General features: G+C 70.7%; 17 protein-coding genes and 1 pseudogene. 5 read left to right on the top strand and 13 right to left on the bottom strand.

Annotated features, from left to right (window positions below):
* Positions 1 to 3: 3 nt before the first annotated feature.
* Both ABZ464_RS27605 and ABZ464_RS27610 read right to left on the bottom strand, forming a co-directional pair.
* Positions 4 to 2082 carry a hypothetical protein gene (locus ABZ464_RS27605; protein WP_359280692.1) on the bottom strand — a complete coding sequence of 693 codons (2079 nt, stop codon included), beginning with the start codon at positions 2080 to 2082 and terminating at the stop codon, positions 4 to 6.
* Positions 2083 to 2321: 239 nt separating this feature from the next.
* Positions 2322 to 2876, bottom strand: coding sequence for a Uma2 family endonuclease (locus ABZ464_RS27610; RefSeq protein WP_359280694.1), 555 nt, complete (start codon positions 2874 to 2876; stop codon positions 2322 to 2324).
* 173 nt (positions 2877 to 3049) lie between these two features.
* Here ABZ464_RS27610 and ABZ464_RS27615 point away from each other — a divergent pair.
* Positions 3050 to 3487 (top strand): annotated as a pseudogene (locus tag ABZ464_RS27615) (aminotransferase class I/II-fold pyridoxal phosphate-dependent enzyme); the annotation flags it as partial.
* A gap of 72 nt (positions 3488 to 3559) precedes the next feature.
* On the opposite strand, the gene ABZ464_RS27620 reads toward ABZ464_RS27615, so the two are convergent.
* From ABZ464_RS27620 to ABZ464_RS27635, 4 genes are all read right to left on the bottom strand, one after another.
* Positions 3560 to 4096 carry a YbjN domain-containing protein gene (locus ABZ464_RS27620; RefSeq protein WP_359280697.1) on the bottom strand — a complete coding sequence of 179 codons (537 nt, stop codon included), beginning with the start codon at positions 4094 to 4096 and terminating at the stop codon, positions 3560 to 3562.
* Between the two features lie 311 nt (positions 4097 to 4407).
* Positions 4408 to 7005: an ATP-dependent chaperone ClpB gene (gene clpB, locus ABZ464_RS27625; protein WP_359280699.1), complete on the bottom strand. Its 2598-nt coding sequence runs from the start codon at positions 7003 to 7005 to the stop codon at positions 4408 to 4410.
* Between the two features lie 369 nt (positions 7006 to 7374).
* A complete protein-coding gene (locus tag ABZ464_RS27630; RefSeq protein ID WP_359280702.1) occupies positions 7375 to 7713 on the bottom strand; it encodes a hypothetical protein in 339 nt (112 codons plus the stop codon).
* 2 nt (positions 7714 to 7715) lie between these two features.
* A complete protein-coding gene (locus ABZ464_RS27635; RefSeq protein ID WP_359280772.1) occupies positions 7716 to 7880 on the bottom strand; it encodes a hypothetical protein in 165 nt (54 codons plus the stop codon).
* 155 nt (positions 7881 to 8035) lie between these two features.
* Here ABZ464_RS27635 and ABZ464_RS27640 point away from each other — a divergent pair, with 155 nt between their 5' ends.
* The 3 genes from ABZ464_RS27640 to ABZ464_RS27650 are packed head-to-tail and all read left to right on the top strand — an operon-like array spanning position 8036 to position 11082.
* On the top strand, positions 8036 to 9019 hold the full coding sequence (locus ABZ464_RS27640; RefSeq protein WP_359280704.1) for a helix-turn-helix transcriptional regulator: 984 nt from the start codon (positions 8036 to 8038) through the stop codon (positions 9017 to 9019).
* A 27-nt stretch (positions 9020 to 9046) separates the two neighbouring features.
* A complete protein-coding gene (locus ABZ464_RS27645; RefSeq protein WP_359280707.1) occupies positions 9047 to 10078 on the top strand; it encodes a LuxR C-terminal-related transcriptional regulator in 1032 nt (343 codons plus the stop codon).
* Entirely contained in the window at positions 10075 to 11082 is a 1008-nt protein-coding gene (locus ABZ464_RS27650; RefSeq protein WP_359280709.1) for a helix-turn-helix transcriptional regulator, read from the top strand. Before ABZ464_RS27645 ends, ABZ464_RS27650 begins: the two co-directional genes overlap by 4 nt.
* Here ABZ464_RS27650 and ABZ464_RS27655 read toward each other — a convergent pair.
* Both ABZ464_RS27655 and ABZ464_RS27660 read right to left on the bottom strand, forming a co-directional pair.
* Complete coding sequence (locus ABZ464_RS27655) at positions 11027 to 12148, bottom strand: LuxR C-terminal-related transcriptional regulator (protein ID WP_359280712.1); 1122 nt, start codon at positions 12146 to 12148, stop codon at positions 11027 to 11029. The two genes, ABZ464_RS27650 and ABZ464_RS27655, sit on opposite strands and share 56 nt — an antisense overlap.
* Before the next feature lie 341 nt (positions 12149 to 12489).
* Positions 12490 to 13599 (bottom strand): substrate-binding domain-containing protein, encoded by a 1110-nt coding sequence (locus ABZ464_RS27660; RefSeq protein WP_359280714.1) that lies wholly within the window; start codon positions 13597 to 13599, stop codon positions 12490 to 12492.
* 309 nt (positions 13600 to 13908) lie between these two features.
* On the opposite strand from ABZ464_RS27660, the gene ABZ464_RS27665 reads away from it, so the two are divergent.
* Complete coding sequence (locus ABZ464_RS27665) at positions 13909 to 15609, top strand: PA14 domain-containing protein (protein ID WP_359280716.1); 1701 nt, start codon at positions 13909 to 13911, stop codon at positions 15607 to 15609.
* A gap of 96 nt (positions 15610 to 15705) precedes the next feature.
* Here ABZ464_RS27665 and ABZ464_RS27670 read toward each other — a convergent pair whose 3' ends face one another.
* From ABZ464_RS27670 to ABZ464_RS27690, 5 genes are all read right to left on the bottom strand, one after another.
* Positions 15706 to 16167 (bottom strand): helix-turn-helix domain-containing protein, encoded by a 462-nt coding sequence (locus ABZ464_RS27670; protein ID WP_359280719.1) that lies wholly within the window; start codon positions 16165 to 16167, stop codon positions 15706 to 15708.
* Positions 16168 to 16172: 5 nt separating this feature from the next.
* On the bottom strand, positions 16173 to 17345 hold the full coding sequence (gene dnaJ, locus ABZ464_RS27675; protein ID WP_359280721.1) for a molecular chaperone DnaJ: 1173 nt from the start codon (positions 17343 to 17345) through the stop codon (positions 16173 to 16175).
* Positions 17346 to 17387: 42 nt separating this feature from the next.
* Positions 17388 to 18047, bottom strand: coding sequence for a nucleotide exchange factor GrpE (gene grpE, locus ABZ464_RS27680; RefSeq protein ID WP_359280724.1), 660 nt, complete (start codon positions 18045 to 18047; stop codon positions 17388 to 17390).
* Positions 18044 to 19879 carry a molecular chaperone DnaK gene (dnaK, locus tag ABZ464_RS27685; RefSeq protein WP_359280726.1) on the bottom strand — a complete coding sequence of 612 codons (1836 nt, stop codon included), beginning with the start codon at positions 19877 to 19879 and terminating at the stop codon, positions 18044 to 18046. Before dnaK ends, grpE begins: the two co-directional genes overlap by 4 nt.
* 95 nt (positions 19880 to 19974) lie before the next feature.
* Complete coding sequence (locus tag ABZ464_RS27690) at positions 19975 to 21201, bottom strand: undecaprenyl/decaprenyl-phosphate alpha-N-acetylglucosaminyl 1-phosphate transferase (protein WP_359280729.1); 1227 nt, start codon at positions 21199 to 21201, stop codon at positions 19975 to 19977.
* Positions 21202 to 21285: the final 84 nt, after the last annotated feature.

The raw sequence follows: 21285 nt of genomic DNA on the forward strand, positions 1-21285 counted from the left end.
CGGTCAGCGGCGCCGCTTGCGGCCGCTCTTCCCCGGGGAGCGCCGAGCCTGCGGGGCGCGGACGCCTCGGGTACCCAGTGCCCGGGCCGCCAGCTGCCTGAGCTCGTCGAGTCCGGCCCGGTCCGGGTGCGCGGAGTCCAACGCGGCGGCAACCGCGTCCCTGGCCTGGGAGCCCTGAGCGCGCAGCGTCTCCTCGGCGCCGTCCCCTGCACCCGCCAACTCCATGAGCTGAAGCAGGCTCTCGGCGAGCACCAGCAGAGACTCTGCATCGGTCATGTCCTCTGGGGACAGCAACTCACGGTGCGCCAGCGCGTTCAGCGCCAGCGGCGCCAGCTGTGTGTCTCGCCGCAGCGTGCGCAGCAGCCGCTCGCCCTCACCGTCCGGCAACGCCGCCAGCAGCACGTCGAGCATCGCCTGCGCACGCGTGCGGAAGGTCATGGTCCTTACGGCGTCGGTCAGTTGCCGCAGGGCGCCTTCCCGCTCGCCGCGGGCCGTGATCCAGCCGGCCAGCTCCGTGCGCGCGGCGTCCGGGTCGTAGTCCTCGGCCAGCACCCCCAGCAGGCCGGCCGCCGGTGCCTGGGCCAGTTCACCGACCAACGGTGCGTCCCTGCCGGCCGCCAGCAACCGCTGTCGTACGGCCCGGGTACCGAGCTCGGTGAGACGGATGAGCTCGACCGGCCCGGCGGTCAGCTCCTCCCGCCGGGCATCGGCACGCTCCTGCGCCGCCGGGTCCGTTGCCGCCCCCGCGACGCCCAGCAGCTCCGCGAGCTCCGGCGGCATGTCCGCGAGCAGCTCGGGACCGGCATCGAAGAGGTCGATGTCGAGGAACACCGGATCGGCCATCCCACGATCACGCTCGATCGCGCCCAGGTCGTCCAGCAGGTCGAGCACCGCGCGCAGGTCCCGGTCGGCGTGCTCGAACCACATCCGGTGCTGAGGGTCCGACCCGGCGTCGAGCTGGAAGGAGGTCCGATAGGCCAGGTGTACCGTGTCACGCAGCCGCGGCCAGGGCATCGGGTACGGCAGGCTGTAGAGCGTGTTCAACACGTCGTCCAGGACGGGCTCGTAGACGTCGAAGAGCATCGACTCGACGTGCCAGCCGCTGCGTGCCCCGATCAGGGCCTGCCGCAGCTCGAAGCACGCGTCGAAGGCACGCAGCCACAGCCGGAGCAGGTCGGCCAGCACCGGCCGGGCCTTGGCCACCGCGTACAACCGCCCCTTGACCACCCGGACCAGCCGTGCCTTCTTCGCCCACTCCATCAGCAGTCCCAGCCGCGGCAGGTCGGCCGAAGAGCGCACGCCCTCGATCCTGTCGCCGGTGCCGAGTACGTCCACCAGCTCGCGGGCCTCCGCCATCCGCAGTCGTCCCGTCGCCGTCACCGGGCGGCCGTCCTGCCCCGCCCATTCGGCGAGTCCGCGCAACTGCGCCACGGTCGTCGACGCCTCGGCCCGTCGGCGCAGTTCGTCGTCCGGGGGAAGCATCACGGGCAGTTGCGGCTCGGCCCGGGCCCCGTCGGACAGCGCGCGGCCGGTCAGCCGCCGTTCCATGATCGCGGCGAGAGCCTGCTGATCGTAGGCGACCTCCCCGCGCTGCGCTCGGTCCGCGAAGCGCTGGAACGCCGCCCCGTCCTGGACGTCCACGCCCTGCTCCGCGGCCGTCATCGCCCAGAACTTCGCCAATCCCCAGCGAGTGCGGTCCGTCATCGCCGCCGGATGCTGTTCCGCGACCCTGTCGACCGCGGCAAGGGAATCCTGGAGTGAGGGGCCGCGCGGGTCCGCCAACTGCGCGGCGTGCAGATAGCGCAGTAGCGTGCGCAGTGCGCCCGGGGCGTCGGCGCGTTCCTCCCCGGGAAGCTCGGTGACCTGCTGGGGAAGCCAGGAGAGCAGTAGCTCCTCTACGTGGCACAACTCCCACAGCCCCAGTCGGCCGTCGGCAGTCGCCAGGTGCCGGTAGTCCAGCGCCGTCTCGGCCATGTACCCGTCCACCGGCAGCCCCTGCTCCCCGGCCCACCGAACCAGGCGGTCGACCAGCAGCCCACGCGCCGCCTCGAACTCCTCCTCGGCCTCGGGTTCGAACCGCATCCGCATGAAATCTCGTCCGCCTGTCTGCAGCAGTCGTTGCCGTGCCACGCTATCGCCGAAGCGGGCCCGGCGACTCGGCCGAGGACGAGCGGGCCCACTACCTCAGGGCAGTACGAGGTGGTTGTCGCCCGCAGCCAACGCGGCTTCGAACCTCCTTGCGGCGAACCGGACTTCGTCGCACGGACTCACGGCAGAGAACGGCACGCCCCCTGGCCGATCCCGATCGACGGAGTCCCTCGTCAGCGGGCGTCCGCCTCGGGATCCGGGCGCGGGAGTTCGTCGAGGTCGAGGGTGAAAGTGCGGCCGTCGGCCAGGGAGATGGGGAGCTTGCCCGTGCCGTACTTGTGGGTGTGTGCGGCGATGTAACCGGTGGCGGTCGGCTGGGTGTGAAGGACGACTTCCTGGGCGTAGGGGTCCACGACCAGGTAGATCGGGATTCCGTAGCGGCCGTACTTCGCGGTGCAGTCGTCGTAGTCCTTGCGTGCGGAAGAGGTCGAGACGACCTCGGAGATCAGCAGAAGGTCCTCGAAGCTGTAGCGCTTGCCTTCCTTGCGTGCGTCCTCGCGAAGGATCGCGAGGTCGGGGGCGGAGTTCTCGTCGGCGGGGAAGTCGATGTAGACATCGGAGGTGACCTTCGCGTGACGGCCGAGGGCAAGAGCGGAGTCGATCTGCATCGACCTGATGGTGCTGGAGCGCTCTTCGCTCTGCGGGGTCATGATCACCTTTCCGTCGGCCCCGAACAGGACCGTGTACCCCTTGGGGAACTCCGTGTGCACGATCGCGTCGACGCTCATGGACGGCTCCTTCCCGTGTGTGGTCAGGATACGACGGACAGTGCCGCGTCACCGAGCCCGTCGGTACGGCAGGCAGACGGGTGCCGACAGGTTGTGCAGCCTGCTCACCGCCGGTGCCGGAGATCCGCAGCGGGGCCTGTCGCACGAAATTGGAATAGGCAGGCCAACGAGGAGTCGGCTGGGTGACGGGCACCGCGGAACTCGTGACCGCCGTCCGTTCCGCCAAGCAGTTCCTGACGTACGTGGCGTCGGGGCCCTTCCAGTACGCGGTCGCCGAGGCCCTCGCCCTCCCCGACGCCTACTTCGACGCCTTCCGGGCGGACATGCTGGCCAAGCGGGACCTGCTGGCGACGGGGCTGGCGGAGGCGGGCTTCTCGGTCTTCCGCCCGGCCGGCACCTACTTCGTCACCACCGACATCCGTCCGCTCGGCGAGAGCGACGGCTTCGCCTTCTGCCGCTCCCTGCCGGAGCGCGCGGGTGTGGTCGCCATCCCCAACGCCGTCTTCTACGACCACCGCGAGGAGGGCGCCCCGTTCGTGCGGTTCGCGTTCTGCAAGCAGGTGGGCGTGCTGGAGGAGGCGGTGACCCGGCTGAAGGCGCTCGCGGGCTGAAAACGGCAGGCGGGGCACCGTCCACAGCCTGTGGACGGTGCCCCGCCATGACGGACGGGCCGGTCGCGGGACCTACTCGTCGCCCTCCTCGGGCTCGCCGTCCGTGCCGTCGACGTCCTTCTCCAGGCCCAGCTGCTCCACCAGCCACTTGTCGAACTCGATGGCCGCGCGCACCCAGCTCACCGTGGAGGAGACGAACAGCTCGATGTTCACCCCGGCGCCGATCAGCAGCTGCGCCTCGCCGATGAGGCGGACGGTGCCGTCGTCGTGGGTGTGCGTGTAGACCTTGGGCCACAGGGTGCGCCGGTTCCAGTCGTCGATCGCCTCCAGCAGCGCCTGCTTGTCGTCGATCTGGTGGGGCCGGTCGAAGAACGTCCGCACCGAGTAGACCGCCTGGTCACCCTCGCCGCGGAACATGAAGTACGTACGGAACTCCTCCCACGGCGCCGCGAGGTCACCCTCGTCGTCGACGACGTACTTCAGCTCCATCTGGTCGAGGAGCTGCTTCACGAGGTCCTGATCCGGGACTACGGGGCCCGCCGGTCCCTGGGGCTGCGGCTCGGGCTGCTGGCCCCCGAAGTTCGGAATCGAGGACGGGTCGATGCTCACCGAAATTTCCCTTCGTACGGATCCCGCCATCCTCCCCCATCCGGGGAGGGGGGTGGCAAGCCCCGCCCCCCAGGGTTCACCTCCGGTTGGCGCAATTCCGCTGAGAGCGTGCGGGCGCCGGTCGCGGTGCGATGATCTGCCCATGGCTGTGAGAAGAGAGATCCGCTGGCTGCTGTGGACTCTGTGGTGGGGGTGCCTGGTCTTCTCGCTGTGGTTCTTCTGGATGGTGTACGTCGTCTTCACGACCGACACCTGAGCGCGCCGGCCCCGGGGGAACAGGGGCCGGCGCGCTCTTCAGCTGCTCGGCGGGCCTACAGCGTCTTGTCGGTCCTCGGGCCCACGAGCAGGCCCTCGCCGAAGGCGTCCACGCGGACCGTGTCACCGTCCTTGACCTCGCCGGAGAGGATCTCCTTGGCGAGGCGGTCGCCGATGGCCGTCTGGACCAGGCGGCGCAGCGGGCGGGCGCCGTAGGCGGGGTCGTTGCCCTCGTCGGCGAGCCAGGCGAGGGCCGCGTCGGTGACCTCCAGGGTGAGGCGGCGGTCGGCCAGGCGGCGGGCGAGGCGGTCGATCTGGAGGCGGGCGATCCGGCCGAGCTCGTCCTTGGACAGGGCCGAGAAGACGACCAGGTCGTCGAGGCGGTTGAGGAACTCCGGCTTGAAGGACGCCCGGACCACCTCCAGGACCTGCTCCTTCTTCTCCGCCTCCGTCGTGACCGGGTCGACCAGGTACTGGCTGCCCAGGTTGGAGGTCAGGACGAGGATCGCGTTGCGGAAGTCGACCGTGCGGCCCTGGCCGTCGGTGAGGCGGCCGTCGTCGAGGACCTGGAGGAGGACGTCGAAGACCTCGGGGTGGGCCTTCTCGACCTCGTCCAGGAGGACCACGCTGTACGGGCGGCGGCGGACGGCCTCGGTGAGCTGGCCGCCCTCCTCGTAGCCGACGTAGCCGGGGGGCGCGCCGACGAGCCGGGCGACGCTGTGCTTCTCGCCGTACTCCGACATGTCGATGCGGATCATGGCCCGCTCGTCGTCGAACAGGAAGTCGGCGAGGGCCTTGGCGAGCTCGGTCTTGCCGACGCCGGTGGGGCCGAGGAAGAGGAAGGAGCCGGTCGGGCGGTCGGGGTCGGAGATGCCGGCGCGGGAGCGGCGTACGGCGTCCGAGACGGCCTGGACGGCTTCGGACTGGCCGATCAGCCGGCGGCCCAGTTCGTGCTCCATACGGAGCAGCTTCTGCGTCTCGCCCTCCAGGAGGCGGCCCGCCGGGATGCCGGTCCAGGCGGCGACGACGTCGGCGATGTCGTCGGAGCCGACCTCGTCCTTGACCATGGTGCCCTTGGAGGCCTCCTCCTCGGCCTCGGTGGCGGCCTCCAGGTCGCGCTCCAGGGCCGGGATCTCGCCGTACAGCAGCTTTCCGGCGGTGTCGAAGTCGGCCTCGCGCTGGGCGCGCTCGGCCTGGCCGCGCAGTTCGTCGAGCTTCTCCTTGAGCTCGCCGACGCGGTTGAGGGACTGCTTCTCCTTCTCCCAGCGGGCGGTCAGGCCCCGCAGCTCCTCCTCCTTGTCGGCGAGGTCGCGGCGCAGCTTCTCCAGGCGTTCGCGGGAGGCGGCGTCGGTCTCCTTGCCGATGGCCAGCTCCTCCATCTTGAGCCGGTCCACGGACCGCTGGAGCTCGTCGATCTCGACGGGCGAGGAGTCGATCTCCATCCGGAGGCGGGAGGCGGCCTCGTCGACCAGGTCGATGGCCTTGTCGGGCAGGAAGCGGGAGGTGATGTACCGGTCGGAGAGGGTCGCGGCCGCGACCAGCGCGCTGTCGGCGATCTGGACCTTGTGGTGGGCCTCGTAGCGGCCCTTGAGCCCGCGCAGGATCGCGATGGTGTCCTCGACGGTCGGCTCCGCGACCAGCACCTGCTGGAAGCGGCGCTCGAGGGCGGGGTCCTTCTCGATGCGCTCGCGGTACTCGTCGAGCGTGGTCGCGCCGACCATGCGCAGCTCACCGCGGGCGAGCATCGGCTTGAGCATGTTGCCGGCGTCCATGGCGGAGTCGCCGCCGGCGCCCGCGCCGACGACCGTGTGCAGCTCGTCGATGAAGGTGATGATCTGGCCGTCGCTCTCCTTGATCTCGGCGAGGACGGTCTTCAGGCGCTCCTCGAACTCGCCCCGGTACTTCGCGCCGGCGACCATCGCGCCGAGGTCCAGCGCGACCAGCCGCTTGTCCTTGAGGGACTCGGGCACGTCCCCCTTGACGATCCGCTGGGCGAGTCCCTCGACGACGGCGGTCTTGCCGACGCCGGGCTCGCCGATGAGGACGGGGTTGTTCTTGGTCCGGCGGGAGAGGACCTGGACGACGCGGCGGATCTCCTGGTCCCGGCCGATGACCGGGTCGAGCTTGCCGTCGCGGGCGGCTGCGGTGAAGTCGGTGCCGAACTTCTCCAGGGCCTTGTACTGGCCCTCGGGGTCGGCGGTGGTGACCCGGCGGCCGCCGCGGGCCTTGCGGAAGGCGTCCTGCAGCTGGTCCGGGCCGGCGCCGTGCCGGCCGAGCACGTCGGCGGCCTGGCCGCCCTTCGCGGCGGTGCCGATCAGCAGGTGCTCGGTGGAGAGGAACTCGTCGCCCAGCTCCTTGGCCCGCGCCTGCGCGTCGGCGAGCACGGCGAGCAGCTCGCGGTTGGGCTGCGGGGGCGCCACGGTGGAGCCGGTCACGCTGGGCAGACCGGCGAGCACATGTTCGGCTCCCGCGCGTACGGCGGCCTGGTCGGCGCCGACCGCGGCGAGGAGGTCGACGATGTTCTCGTTGTCCTGGCCCTGGAGCAGCGCGAGCAGCAGATGGGCGGGGGTGAGGTCGGGGTGTCCTCCCGACACGGCACGGCTGCCGGCCGCGTTGATCGCGTCCCGGCTCCGGTTGGTCAGCTCGGCGTCCACGTTCGCTGTCTCCTCCTTGGCGTCAGCCCACTCCCTTGTCTGACTGTGCCAGCGTACACAAAGTTGAGTCTATTCCGCTCAAGGTGAGAGAGACGGGTGTGCGATGCGGGGCCGCACGGGAGAGAGGGGGCGGGGGCGCACATGCCGGCGGTACGGCGGGAGGGCGCCGGGTCACGGCTGATCCAAACCCGGGACCTGTGGCGTACGTCGTTTTCCGGCCACGGCACAAGCGTTCCGACACTTGACCGATACTCGCCGATAAAGGGAAATGTCCCCGGAAAACTGCAGCGGCGTCACCGTGTTCAGGTCACGGTGACGCCGCTGCGGGGGGAAGCACCTGAGGCGATCTGTTACGACGGGGGAATCGCGTCAGGCACTGCGGGGGGTGGCTGAGATGGTGTGCGGAGCGGCCTGGGGAGCCGGTTCCGCCAGCTGGTGATCGCGCCGGTCCAGGTTCACGAAGATCATTCCGTACCGGATCGCGCACCGTACGGGCTGCGGCGCCCCCCGGGGCCGCCGCAGGCACCGATAGGCCCGGACGTCGTCCTCCTCGTCCCGCGTGACGACCACCGGTTCTCCGAACACGGTCACCATCAACGAGTCACCGCTGTGGGGGATGGCGGTGACCAGGTCGATGAAGTGCCAGCCGGAGCGGTAGGCGGTGGCCATCTCGCGGCGGAAGGAACGGTCGTCGGGAGGAGTAGTCATGGTCAGGCCCACACGCTGTCGTCGGTACCGACAGGAGTGTCGCCGTCGGCCACGACGGACTGCGGCGTGGTCGCCCACACACTGTCCGCCCGTACGTCACCCTTCGCGTCGGAGAGGCCACTCAGGGATCCGAAGGCCACAACGGCGGAGAAGGCGGCGACAAGCACCGAGCGAAGCATTCTCTTACCCATAGTCGGCTTCGTCCTCACTTGAAGGTCCCCTCTTCCCCCGTCGACTAAGACGATGGCTCATTCGGGCACGTCATGGCCACACGATCGGTGCATCATGTTCCTGCACGTTCAGGACCCTGGGGGGTGGAGATTTGGCAACGAATCGGACTAAAGCGAAACATCCCCATGCCGTGACCGCGCTATGCGACGAGGGTAGCCGTCTGTATGTGGATGCACTGCGGACGGGGCGTATCGCCCGCGCGGACGTGGAGGCCGCTCCCTGCCTGATGGAGTTCGCGCTGCTGCACCCCGACCCCGACGACGCCAACTGGCTGCGTCCGGTTCCCCCTTCGGTCGCGCTGGCCCAGCGCCTCAACCCCATCGAGCGCGAGATCACCGAGCGCCGCCGGGTCTCGATCGAACTGGCGGGCGCCTTCGAGCCGTTCATGGCCCTGAGCGCCCAGGTCACCGCGTCGACCCACTCCATCACCGTGCTGGAGGGGCTCGACCGGATCAACGCCGCGCTGGACCTCGCCACCTCCCAGTGCCAGAGCGAGATGCTGACGGTCCAGCCGAGCGGCCACCGCCCCGAGCGCCGGCTCATCGAGGGCCTGGAGCGCGACCGGCCGCTGATCGAACGCGGGGTCCGGATCCGCACCCTGTACCAGCACACGGCCCGCTACAGCCCGGAGAAGCTGGCCTACGTGGACCAGTTCGCCGACGGCAAGGTCGAGTACCGGACCATCGACGAACTCGTCGAACGGCTCATCATCTGCGACGAGGCCGTCGCCTTCATCCCCATCCGCGACGACCGCCAGGTGGCCCTGGAGATCCGCCACCCCGGACTCGTCGGCTACCTCATCAAGGTGTTCGAGTTCATGTGGAACCGGGCCGTCCCGCTGACCGCCGGCGCACCCTACGAGACCGCCCCCGACGGCCTCACCGACATCCAGCACTCCATCGCCAAACTCCTCGTCGAGGGCCATGTCGACGAGGCCATCGCCCGCCGCCTCGGCATGAACGTCCGTACCTGCCGGGCCCACATCGCCAAACTCGCCACCGCCCTCGGCAGCGGCAGCCGCGCCCAGCTCGGCTACCTGATCGCGCAGTCCGGGATCCTGGACCGGGACGAGTGAGGTGACGAGCTCTCGAAGAGGACGCCGGTGACCAGCGAGGTGCACGGACAGGACGCGGCGGAGCCGCCCCCCGCACCCCATGTGCGGCACGGCGTGACGCAGTTGTGCGCCGCGGGGGCGCGCCTGTACGAACGGGCCCTGAGGACGGGCCGGATCACCGCCGAGGAAGCCGAACCGGCCCGCTGTCTGCTGGAGTTCGGCCTGCTGCGCCCCTGCGCCGACGCCCCCGGCCACCTGGAGCCCGTCGCCCCCGTCGTCGCCCTGCACCGCCAGCTGGTGACCACCCAGGAGCGCATCGCACGCGAACGCCGCCGCGAGGCCCGGCTGGTGGACACCTTCGACGCCTTCCTGCGGCTGCGCGCGACGGCGCCCCGGCTCGCCGACACCCCGGCCCTCACCCTCGTCGACGGCCGCGACGCCATCAACCTGGCGCTCACCCGGGTGATCTCGGACGCCTCCGAGGAGATCCTCGCCATCCAGCCGCGCGGCCACCACCCCGGCCTGCTGCCGAGCTCGCACGCCCAGGCCCTCGCCCGCGACCAGGCCTTCCTGGACCGCGGCGGCCGCACCCGCACCCTCTACCACCACACCGCCCGGCACTCCCCGAGCGTCCTGGCCCGCTACGACGTCCTGCGCGGCGACGCCCGGGCGCGCACCCTCGACGAGGTCACCGACCGGCTCATCGTCGTCGACCGCGAGGTGGCCTTCCTCCCCGCCAACCAGGACCGCACCCTCGCCCTGGAGATCCGCCACCCCGCGCTGATCGCCTACTTCGCCGGCGCCTTCGAACACCTCTGGCAGCTGGCCACCCCGATGTACCCCGAGGCCGTCCGGCAGCCCACCCTGAACGGTGTCACCCCCCGTCAGCGGGCCATCGCCACCCTCCTCGTCGAGGGTCACACCGACGCCGTGATCGCCGACCGGCTCGGCATGAACGTCCGCACCGCCCGCGTCCACATCGCCAGACTCGCCGCCCGCCTCGGCAGCGAGAGCCGCGCCCAGCTCGGCTACCTCATCGCACGCTCAGGAATCCTCGACCAGGAAAGGGACCCGACGTGAACACGCCGCCGCACCCCCACCACGGCGTGGCAGAACTCTGCGCCCAGGGCAGCCGGATCTACGAACGCGCCCTGCGCGAGGGCCACCTCGCCGCCGACGCCGCCGAGGCCGCCCCCTGCCTGCTCGACCTGGGCCTCCTGCACCCGGCCGTCGACGATCTGCGCCGGCTGGAGCCCGTCGCCCCCGCGGTCGCCCTGCACCGCCAGCTGAACGCCTCCGCGGCCCGCATCGCCGAGGAACGGCGCCACGAGGAGCGGCTGGCCACGCTCTTCGAACCGCTCATGCGGCTCACCGGCAGCCACACCGCCCCCACGGAGTCCGCATCCCTGCGCATCCTCAGCGGCAACGAGCAGATCAACCAGGCCATCAGCGAGGCCATGGACGAGATGCGCGAGGAACTGCTGTGCATCCAGCCGCGGACCGGCATGGACACCGAACGGGCCGCCGCCTCCACGGAGATCGCCCGCCGGCGCGACCAGGCCGTCCTCGACCGCGGCTGCCGGATCCGCACCCTCTACCAGCACACCACCCGGCACATCCAGAGCATCATCGGCCACTACGAGCTGCTGAGCGGCGACGCCGAGGCCCGCGGCCTCGACGAGGTCACCGACCGCCTCATCGTCGTCGACCGCAAGGTGGCCTTCCTGCCGGCCGACGAGGACGGCACCCTCGCCCTGGAGGTCCGCCAGCCCGCCCTGACCGCGTTCCTGGCCACGGTGTTCGACCGGTTCTGGCGGCTGGCCACCCCGATGTACCCGGAGGCCGTGCAGCGCCCTTCCCTCAACGGGGTGACCCCCCGTCAGCGGGCCATCGCCACCCTCCTCGTCGAGGGCCACACCGACGCGGTGATCGCCGCCCGCCTCGGCATGAACATCCGCACCGCCCGCGTCCACATCGCCAAACTCGCCGCCGGCCTCGGCAGCGAGAGCCGCGCCCAGCTCGGCTATCTCATCGCCCGGTCGGGGATCCTCGACCAGGGAGAGCATCCGGAAGGGCCTCGGTGACCCCGCCGGCCGGCCCCGGGCCGCGTCCCTGGCCCGGCACCGCGTCCGACGCCGCGTCCGGCACCGCTTCCCCGGGCCCGCTCGCGTCCACCGGCCCGTCCAGCCCCACCTGCGCGATCCGCACCCCCAGCTGGGTCCGGCTCGCCGCCCCCAGGGTCTCCGAGAGCCGGGCGATATGGGCCCGGCAGGTACGGACGCTGATCCCGAGGCGCTCGGCGATCACCGCGTCCTGATGTCCCTCGGCCAGCAGCGCGGCGATGGACTGCTCGCGGTGCGAGACGCCCTCGATACGGGTCTGGGGGAGCTGGGCGCCGAGCGGGATCGCCAGCCGCCACAGCCGCTCGAACACGGTCACCAGGTAGGCGACCAGGGCCGGGTGGCGCAGCTCCAGCGCCATCGTGCGGTCGGCGTTGGCCGGGATGAAGGCCACCTTGCGGTCGAAGAGGATCAGCCGGTCGACGACCTCGTCCAGGGTGCGGGCCTCCACCGCGTCACCCATCAGCTCCAGGTAGTTCAGCAGGCCCTGGCCGTGCCGGGCCACATGGTTGTACAGGTCGCGCATCCGCACGCCCCGGCCGCGCAGCTCCAGCGCCCGGTGCAGGCCCTCCGACAGTTCGTGCTCGCGCCGGATGCCGCCCGGCTGCACGGTCAGCACCTCGGTCGTACACGCCTCGGTCGCCTGGTCCAGGGCCGCCTGGATGCGGGAGGAGCCGTCCAGGACCCGGATCGCCGCGCCCTCCGCGGCCCGCGCGCCGGGGGCGCCGCCGAGACCGGCGTACCACTCGAAGGCGGCGACGGCCGAGCCCATCCGGCGCTCACTGGCGCTCACCTCGTCGTGCAGACCGCGCAGCAGCCGGGTCATGACCTCCTGCGGGGAGGTCGGCACCAGCCACTCCATGTCGTCGGGGTCGGGGTGGAGCAGGGCCAGTTCCAGCAGGCAGGGCACCGGGCCGGCGTCGCCGCGCGGCACGCGTCCCCGCCGTACGGCCCGGGAATACACGCGATCCCCGGCCTCGCACAGTCGGTCAGCACCGTGAGGATGCTCCTCCGTCCCGTGCCCGGCCATCGCCCATCCCACCCCCGCTTGACACCTCTCTGACGCGGCTTCCGCGACGCCACTATGCGCGGCGCGGACCGGCTCCGCAACACGGCTCCCCCGGCCACGGCAGCGGAAAACCACTCATATACCCGAGTTTCTCCCGGCCTCCGCCCCTCGCACTGCAACAAGCTGATGGTGGCGCGCGCAAGAAGAGGGGGGCATCGTTGGTTCCACTTCCCCCCGGGCGCTCCTCACCCGGGTAGGTCCGGCCGGACGACGGGGGAGCCCGGCCGGACCCGGGAATGTCCTGCGGCAGCACGAAGCCCCGCGACCCGAAGGTCACGGGGCTGACGTGTCGGGTGCGGCGCCTACTTCAGGTTGATGGCGGCGCAGGCCTGCTTGTACTTCTGCGTGCAGATGTCGGAGACCTTGTAGATGCCGTCCGCGATGACGGTCGTCTTGATGTTGCTCTTGGTGAGCGCGACCACGGTCACCAGCTTGGCCGGGATGTCCTTGTCGGTGGGGCTGTCGACCTTGTCGCGGGTGAGCGCCTCGAACTGCAGCTCACGGCCCTGGACCTTGGCGACGGCCGCCTCGGCCGCGGCCTCCGCCTCACCGGCGTACGGCTTGTAGACGGTCATGTACTGCTCGCCCGCGATGATCCGCTGCACGGCCGGGAGCTCGGCGTCCTGGCCGGTGATGGGGGGCAGGTTGGCGGCGCTGACGCCCGCGGCCTCCAGGGCCTTGATGACGCCGCCGGCCATGGCGTCGTTCGCGGAGTAGACGGCCGCGATGTTGTCCTTGCCGATCTTCTCGATCGCCTTGGTCATGCTGGCCTGGGCGATCGCCGGCTTCCAGCCGTCGGTGTCGTAGGTCGCGGCGATGGTCACGCGGCCGTTCAGCTCGTTCATCGCCCCGTCCTTGAACTGGGCGGCGTTCGGGTCGGTGGGCGAGCCGTTGATCATGACGACCTGGTCGGAGGTGTCGGCGGCGCCGAGCGCCTCGGTGATGGCGCGGCCCTGCACCTCGCCGACGAGCTCGTTGTCGAAGGAGACGTACGCGTCGATCGGGCCCTCGGCGAGCCGGTCGTAGGCGATGACCGGGATGTTCGCCTCCTTGGCCTTCTTCACCATGGGAGCGATCTTGTGGGAGTCGACGGCGTCGAGCAGGATGCAGTCGACCTTGTCGTCGATCATCTTCTGCATCTGGATGTTCTGCTTCTTGACGCTGGCTGCCGCGTTGGCGTACTCGGTCTTTCCCTTGTTGTTGGTGAGGGCGGCGATCTTCCGCTTGATGATCGGGTAGTCGAACTCCGCGTACCGGGTGTTCGTCGTCTCCGGCATCAGCACACCGATGGTGATGTCGTTCGTGCGGGTCGGTGTCGCGGAGCTGCTGTCCTCCGAGGCCCCCAGCATCCCGCATCCCGCGAGCGAGAGGGACATCGTGGAGGCGACCACAGCTATGGCGATACGACGCATTCGGGGGCTCACTTCAGGTGCGTTCCGGTACTTGGGTGCGGCATGTTGACCCAGTTATCTCAAAAGCCAACGCGGCGGCAGCCGCCGGAGTCAAGCCGAACCACTTAACGAAGTAACAACATCACCCTCCGCTGAGCAAGTGAAGACGCATGGAGACGAAGCGAAGAGGGTACGGAACCTTATTTACAGGCCCTCCTCAAGCGGGGCCCGGCAAGGGGCGAAGAGCCGTACAACCAAGGCCAGTTCTCACGAGTCATGATCACCACAGGCCTTCCCGTACCCGCCTGCCCTTGCCGACCAGAGGATCGAATGAAGCCAGCCAGACTCGCGACGGCTCTCGTGCTCGCCACGACCGGCGGTCTCCTCACCGCCGCCACCGCCGCGCCCGCTTCGGCCGCGACCAACTGCACCTCTCCGGTGTACAAGCGTCAATTCTTCGCGAACACCACCTTTTCGGGCACTCCGAAGAAGACCGACTGCGACTCCGCGATCAGCGAGAGCTGGGGCACGAAGGCTCCCGCGTCCGGCCTCCCCACGAACAACTTCGGCGTGCGCTGGACGGTGACCCGCGACTTCGGCTCCGGCGGCCCCTTCACCTTCGCGGTGTCGGCCCAGGACGGCGTACGCGTCTATCTCGACGGAGTCCGCAAGGTCGACGTCTGGAAGAACGTCTCCTCGACGGTGACGAAGAGCCTGAACCTCACGGTCCCCAAGGGCAAGCACACCCTCCGCGTGGACTACGTGAACTGGACCGGCGGTGCCAACGTCAAGTTCACCTACACGCCCCGCACCGCGGCGACGGTCGACAAGGTCGCGCCGCTCACGCCGACCGGCCTCGCGGTCTCCTACGACACCGCGTCCGGCCGGGCGAAGCTCACCTGGGCGAAGAACCAGGAGCTGGACCTCGCCGGCCACCGCGTCTACCGGCGCCCCGCCGACGGCACCACCTGGACCCGGCTGGCCTCCACCACCGCCACCGCATACACCGACACCACGCTCCCGGTGACCGGCGCGGCCTACTCCTACCAGCTGCGCGCCTACGACAAGGCAGGCAACGAGTCGGCGGGCACGGCCCCCAAGACCGTCACCACGGCCGACCGGACCGCCCCCGCCGTGCCCGTCCTTCGCCCCACCGCGAGCGAACCGGAGGGGCTCCGGGTCGCCTGGGGCGAGGTCGCGGGGGCGACGTCGTACCGCGTGTACCGGGCGGCGACCCGCAGCGGCACCTACACCCTGATCGGCACCAGCGGCGGGACGTCGTACCTGGACTCCAGCGCCGTGATGGGCACCGGCCACCACTACAAGGTGACCGCGCTGGACGCGGCGGGCAACGAGTCCGCGCAGTCCACCGCCGTGATCGGCACGCGCCGGGACGTCACCCCGCCGTCGCCCGTCACCGGGGTGACGGTCACTCCCACCGAGTACGGCTTCGAGGTGCGCTGGGACGCCAACCCGACCCCTGACCTCGACAGTTACACGGTCCGCCGGGGTGAGCTCTGGGGCGACGAGGACGAGCAGATGTGCTCCCTGTACCCGGGCTTCTCCGTGCCCGCCGGCACCACCTCGTACGCGTACACCACCATCCCCGACGGCGAGGAGTCCTGCTTCATCGTCGACGCCCTCGACCACGCCACGAACTCGTCGTTCGCCATGACCGGCGAGGCGCAGATCGTGATCGCCACCGAGCTCGACATGACGCCGACCGTGGCCACGCCCGAGGGGTCGCCGCTGACGCTCACGGTCGAGGCGGCCGAGGGCGCCGAGGGCAACCGGCTGACCTGGCACGGGCTCACCGACGCGGCGCCGGAACAGGCCGGCGGCTACCGCGTCTACCGCTGGGACCCGCGGACGTCCGCGTACGAGAAGATCGCCGACCTCCTGAGCGGGGCGGCCGAGTTCTTCGACACGGAGGCGGCCCGAGGCACCACGTCCTACTACTGGGTGACGGCGGTCGCCGCCGACGGCACGGAAACCGCACCGGCGGGCGACTACGCGGTCACCGCCCCCTGAGCACGCGCGGACGACGAAGGGGCCCGGAGGATCACTGGATCCTCCGGGCCCCTTCGTACGGGCACTTTGCACGGCCCCTCAGTACGGTGCCGTCCGTCAGTCCTTGGGCTTCTTCGGGCGCCACACCACCAGCGCGCTGGTCTGCTGGACCTCCTGGTACGGGACGAGGTCCCGGCGGTAGGAGGCGTGGACCGCTGCCTCGCGCTGCTGCATCGCCGCCGCCGCGCCCTCCAGGGCGTCCTGGAGTTCCACGACCCGGTTCTGGAGGGCGGCGACCTGGTTCTCCAGCTCGATGATCCGCTTGATGCCGGCCAGGTTGATGCCCTCGTCCTGCGACAACTGCTGGACAGTGCGCAGCAGTTCGATGTCGCGGGCCGAGTAGCGCCGGCCCCGGCCCGCGGTGCGGTCGGGGGAGACCAGGCCCAGCCGGTCGTACTGACGCAGCGTCTGCGGGTGCAGGCCGGAGAGCTGGGCCGCCACCGAGATGACGTAGACCGGGGTCTCCTCGGTCAGTTCATACGGCCCACGAAAACTGTCACTGCGTCGACGCCCGTCCATCACCCTCAGGCTCCCTTCGCGGCCTCGAACAGCTCCGCCCGCGGATCCTCGTCCACGGTCGCCTCGCGATACGCCTCGAGCGCGTCACGAGCCTTCCCCGACAGGTCCTTCGGCACACTCACCTCGACGGTGACCAGGAGGTCACCGCGGGTGCCGTCCTTGCGGACCGCGCCCTTGCCCCGCGCCCGCATGGTGCGGCCGTTGGGGGTGCCGGGCGGCAGCTTCAGGGTCAGGGACGGGCCGCCGAGGGTGGGGACCTTGATCTCCCCGCCCAGGGCCGCCTCGGCGAACGTCACCGGCACCGTCACCGTCAGGTTGTCGTCCTTGCGGCCGAACACCGGGTGGGCGCCGACATGGACGACGACGTAGAGGTCACCGGCCGGACCGCCCCGCTCGCCCGGCGCGCCCTTGCCGCGCAGCCGGATGCGCTGGTTGTCCGTGACCCCGGCCGGGATACGGACCTGCATGGTCCGGGACGACTTGGCGCGGCCGCTGCCCTTGCACTCCAGGCAGGGGTGCTCGGCGATCAGACCGCGGCCCTTGCAGTCCGGGCAGGGGTCGGTGAGGGAGAACCCTCCGCCGGAGCCCCGCGCCACCTGGCCGGTGCCGACGCAGGTCGGGCACACGCGCGGTGTGCCGTTCTTGTCGCCGGTGCCGGAGCAGGCCTTGCACGGGGACTGCGAGGACATGCGCAGCGGAACCGTCGCGCCCTCGATGGCCTCCGTGAAGGTCAGGGTGACCTCGGTGTCGATGTCCTGGCCGCGCCGGGGCTGGGTGCGGGTGGTGCCGCCCCCGCCCCGGTTGAACAGGCCGCCGAAGACGTCCCCGATGCCGCCGCCGAAGCCGCCGGAGCCCCCGCCCTGGGCGCCGCCTCCGAAGAGGTCGCCCAGGTCGAAGTTGAAGTTGCCGCCGGCGCCCGGCCCGGGGCGGAAGCCGCCGTTGCCGAACAGGGCGCGCGCCTCGTCGTACTCCTTGCGCTTCTTGGGGTCGCCGAGGACGTCGTTCGCCTCGGAGATCTCCTTGAAGCGCTCCTCCGCCTTGGCGTTGCCCTTGTTGGCGTCCGGGTGGAACTCGCGGGCGAGCTTCCGGTACGCCTTCTTGATCTCGGCCTCGGTGGCGTCCTTGGGGACGCCGAGGACCTTGTAGAAGTCCTTCTCGATGAAGTCCTTGGTGCTCATCCTCGACGTGCCCCCTCTCCGGTGGTCCGCTGGCTGTCTACGTCAGCCCTCCTCAGGGCCGTTGTCCTTCTCGTCCGCCGCCTCGGCGGAGGCCGTGTCCGAGGACTCGGCCTTGGCCGCCTGGGCGCCGGGCTGGGGCTCGGCGACGGCCACCCGCGCGGGGCGGATGGTGCGCTCGCCGATCCGATACCCGGGCTGCAGAATCGCCACGCACGTCGTCTCGGTGACATCCGGCGCGTACGAGTGCATCAGGGCCTCGTGGATCGTCGGGTCGAAGGGCTCGCCCTCCTTGCCGAACTGCTGGAGGCCCATCTTGGCCGCGACGGTCTCCAGCGACTCGCCCACCGACTTGAAGCCGCCGACGAACTCGCCGTGTTCCCGTGCGCGGCCGATGTCGTCGAGCACGGGCAGGAGCTCGGTCAGGAGGTTCGCGATGGCGATCTCCTTGACCGCGATCCGGTCGCGCTCGACCCGGCGGCGGTAGTTCTGGTACTCGGCCTGGAGCCGCTGGAGGTCCGCGGTGCGCTCGCCGAGCGCGGTGCGCACCTGGTCCAGCTGGGCCACAAGGCCTGCTGTCTGGTTCGCGTCCCCGGCCGGGGCCGCCCCCTCCTCGGAGGCGGCGGCCTTCGGCTCGGCGTCGTCGGGGGTGGCGCCGGAGGGGACGTCGGGCTTCTCCTCGAAGCCCGGGGTCTCCTCCGTCACGCGGCACCGTCCTTGCGCTCGTCGTCGACGATCTCGGCGTCGACGACGTCGTCGTCGGCCTTGGCCTCACCGGCGCCGCCGGCGGTGGCCTGGGCGCCCTGGGCGTCGGCGTACATGGCCTGGCCGAGCTTCTGGGAGACCGCCGCGACCTTCTCCGTGGCGGTGCGGATCTCGGCGGTGTCCTCGCCCTTGAGCTTCTCCTTCAGCTCGACGAGGGCCTCCTCGACCTCGGTCTTGATCTCGCCGGGGACCTTGTCGTCGTTGTCCTTGAGGAACTTCTCGGTCTGGTAGACGAGCTGCTCGCCCTGGTTGCGGGCCTCGGCGGCCTCGCGGCGGCGGTGGTCCTCGTCCGCGTACTGCTCGGCCTCCTGGCGCATGCGGTCGACCTCGTCCTTCGCCAGCGAGGAGCCGCCGGTGACGGTCATCTTCTGCTCCTTGCCCGTGCCCAGGTCCTTGGCGGTCACGTGCATGATGCCGTTGGCGTCGATGTCGAAGGAGACCTCGATCTGCGGGACGCCGCGGGGCGCCGGGGGCAGACCGGTCAGCTCGAACATGCCGAGCTTCTTGTTGTACGCCGCGATCTCGCGCTCGCCCTGGTAGACCTGGATCTGCACCGACGGCTGGTTGTCCTCGGCCGTGGTGAAGATCTCGGAGCGCTTGGTCGGGATCGTGGTGTTGCGCTCGATGAGCTTGGTCATGATGCCGCCCTTGGTCTCGATACCGAGCGACAGCGGGGTGACGTCGAGCAGCAGGACGTCCTTGACCTCGCCCTTGAGGACACCGGCCTGGAGGGACGCGCCGATGGCGACGACCTCGTCCGGGTTCACGCCCTTGTTGGCGTCCTTGCCGCCGGTCAGCTCCCTGACGAGCTCGGCGACGGCGGGCATACGGGTCGAGCCGCCGACGAGGACGACGTGGTCGATCTCGGCGAGCGAGATGCCGGCGTCCTTGATGACGTTGTGGAACGGGGTCTTGCAGCGCTCGAGCAGGTCCGCGGTCAGCTGCTGGAACTGGGCGCGGGTGAGCTTCTCGTCCAGGTGCAGCGGGCCCTCGGCGGACGCCGTGATGTACGGCAGGTTGATCGAGGTCTCGGTGGAGGAGGACAGCTCGATCTTCGCCTTCTCGGCGGCCTCGCGCAGACGCTGGAGCGCCATCTTGTCCTTGCCGAGGTCCACGCCGTGCCCGGCCGCGAACTGCTTGACCAGGTAGTCGACGACGCGCTGGTCCCAGTCGTCACCACCGAGGTGGTTGTCACCGTTGGTGGCCTTCACCTCGACGACGCCGTCGCCGATCTCCAGGAGGGACACGTCGAAGGTGCCGCCACCGAGGTCGAAGACGAGGATGACCTGCTCGTCCTTGTCGAGGCCGTAGGCGAGCGCGGCCGCGGTGGGCTCGTTGACGATGCGCAGGACGTTGAGGCCCGCGATCTCACCGGCCTCCTTGGTGGCCTGGCGCTCGGAGTCGTTGAAGTAGGCCGGGACGGTGATGACCGCGTCGGTCACCTTCTCGCCCAGGTAGGCCTCGGCGTCGCGCTTCAGCTTCTGCAGGATGAACGCGGAGATCTGCTGCGGGTTGAACGGCTTGCCGTCCAGCTCGATCTTCCAGTCGGTGCCCATGTGGCGCTTGACCGAGCGGATGGTGCGGTCCACGTTGGTGACCGCCTGACGCTTGGCGACCTCGCCGACGAGGACCTCGCCGTTCTTGGCGAAGGCGACGACGGACGGCGTGGTCCTGGCGCCCTCTGCGTTGGTGATGACGGTGGGCTCGCCGCCTTCAAGAACGCTGACGACGGAGTTAGTCGTGCCCAGGTCGATGCCGACCGCACGTGCCATGGTGATCTTCCTCCAGCTGACTTGAGTGGAACGGACTCAAGTGTGCACGAGCCTCACCGCTGGGTCAACAGACCTGAGTCACACCCACTCAACTCTTATCCGTTCCTTACACGCAAGAAGCCGTCGACCTGCACAGACGCATCGCGATCGGCCCGACGATCACCCGAATCAGGGGGTCCCGCAGCAGACTCGGATTGACGCCGGGGGCCGTAGACCGCCGCCCGCCGAGGTCCCTGCCGGGGGCCGGGGCGGGCACCGGTCCGGGGGTCGCGCCGCGGGACACGGGCGCGTGGGGCGCCGTACTCGTCACCACGCGCGCGTACGGCGTCGTACGCACCCCTACGCGCGCGTGGCGGCCCGTACACCGGGACCCGCAGCAGTCCGAGTACGACGGCCAGGGCGCCGCCCGCCACCCACCACACCGCCCGCGGCCCCGCCCACCCGTTGTGCACGAGCGTCCCGACCAGCACCCCGGCGAAGGCCGCCACACCGAGCAGCACGACCGCCCCCTGAGGGGTGAGCCCGAGCCGGCGCAGCCGGTGCGCGAGATGGTCGGGGCCGCCGCGCAGCAGGGGCCGCCCGGCCAGCCGCCGCGCCACGGCGACGAGGACGGCGTCGGCCGCGGCGACCGCCGTGAGGGCGAACAGCACGCCCGCCCCCTCACCCGCGTCGCCGCCCGCACGGACCGTGACCGCGGCGGCGGCGAGCACGAACCCGGCGAACAGCGAGCCGCAGGCGCCGAGCGCCACGCGCGCGGGGGGCCAGTTGTGCATCAGGAAGCCGGTGAGCGCGGCGGCGAGCACGCTCAGCAGGACGGCCACCCCGTCCAGCACCTCCACCGCCGCGCAGGCGGCCGCACCGAAGGCGGTGACGACCCCGACCGTGCCGGCCACCCCGTCCGCGTGGTCGAGGGACCGGAAGGCGAGCGCCACGAAGGTGATCCAGGCGACGGCGAGCGCCCCCGCCCAGGGACCGGTGTCGCCGTAGGGCACGACGAAGGCGGCCGCCACCGCCGTACCGAGCACGAGGAAGCGGGCCTTGAGCCGCCAGACGTCCGCGATCAGCCCCAGCCCCGCCACGGCGCCCGCGGCCGGGATCAGCGCCCCGATGCCGTCGCCGAGCGGGGCGTATCCCCAGTGGTCGCCGGCGAGCACGACGAGGCAGGTGGTGAGGACGACGGCGAGGCCCCCGGACAGCGGTACCCGCCGCTGTCGCTGCCGCCGCTCGACCAGCCCGAGACGCAGGGCGGGCACGCGCAGCAGGCCGGCGAGGACGGCGGCGAGCAGGAGGGCGGTGGTGGCGGCGGCGATCCCGTAGAGCACGGATATAAGTTAGTAACAAATGTACCAATTTGTTGCGAATAACACGGTCAGACTCTGAGGTGACCCTCAGCGATCCAGATCACC

Source organism: Streptomyces sp. NPDC005820, assembly GCF_040630255.1.
Taxonomy (GTDB): domain Bacteria; phylum Actinomycetota; class Actinomycetes; order Streptomycetales; family Streptomycetaceae; genus Streptomyces.

Excerpts from the sequence above, each read along its gene's own strand:
- ABZ464_RS27605 (WP_359280692.1), bottom strand. The coding sequence starts at position 2,082 with ATGCGGTTCGAACCCGAGGCCGAGGAGGAGTTCGAGGCGGCGCGTGGG.
- ABZ464_RS27610 (WP_359280694.1), bottom strand. The coding sequence starts at position 2,876 with ATGAGCGTCGACGCGATCGTGCACACGGAGTTCCCCAAGGGGTACACG.
- ABZ464_RS27630 (WP_359280702.1), bottom strand. The coding sequence starts at position 7,713 with ATGACTACTCCTCCCGACGACCGTTCCTTCCGCCGCGAGATGGCCACC.
- ABZ464_RS27655 (WP_359280712.1), bottom strand. The coding sequence starts at position 12,148 with ATGGCCGGGCACGGGACGGAGGAGCATCCTCACGGTGCTGACCGACTG.
- ABZ464_RS27660 (WP_359280714.1), bottom strand. The coding sequence starts at position 13,599 with ATGCGTCGTATCGCCATAGCTGTGGTCGCCTCCACGATGTCCCTCTCG.
- ABZ464_RS27665 (WP_359280716.1), top strand. The coding sequence starts at position 13,909 with ATGAAGCCAGCCAGACTCGCGACGGCTCTCGTGCTCGCCACGACCGGC.
- ABZ464_RS27670 (WP_359280719.1), bottom strand. The coding sequence starts at position 16,167 with ATGGACGGGCGTCGACGCAGTGACAGTTTTCGTGGGCCGTATGAACTG.
- dnaJ (WP_359280721.1), bottom strand. The coding sequence starts at position 17,345 with ATGAGCACCAAGGACTTCATCGAGAAGGACTTCTACAAGGTCCTCGGC.
- dnaK (WP_359280726.1), bottom strand. The coding sequence starts at position 19,879 with ATGGCACGTGCGGTCGGCATCGACCTGGGCACGACTAACTCCGTCGTC.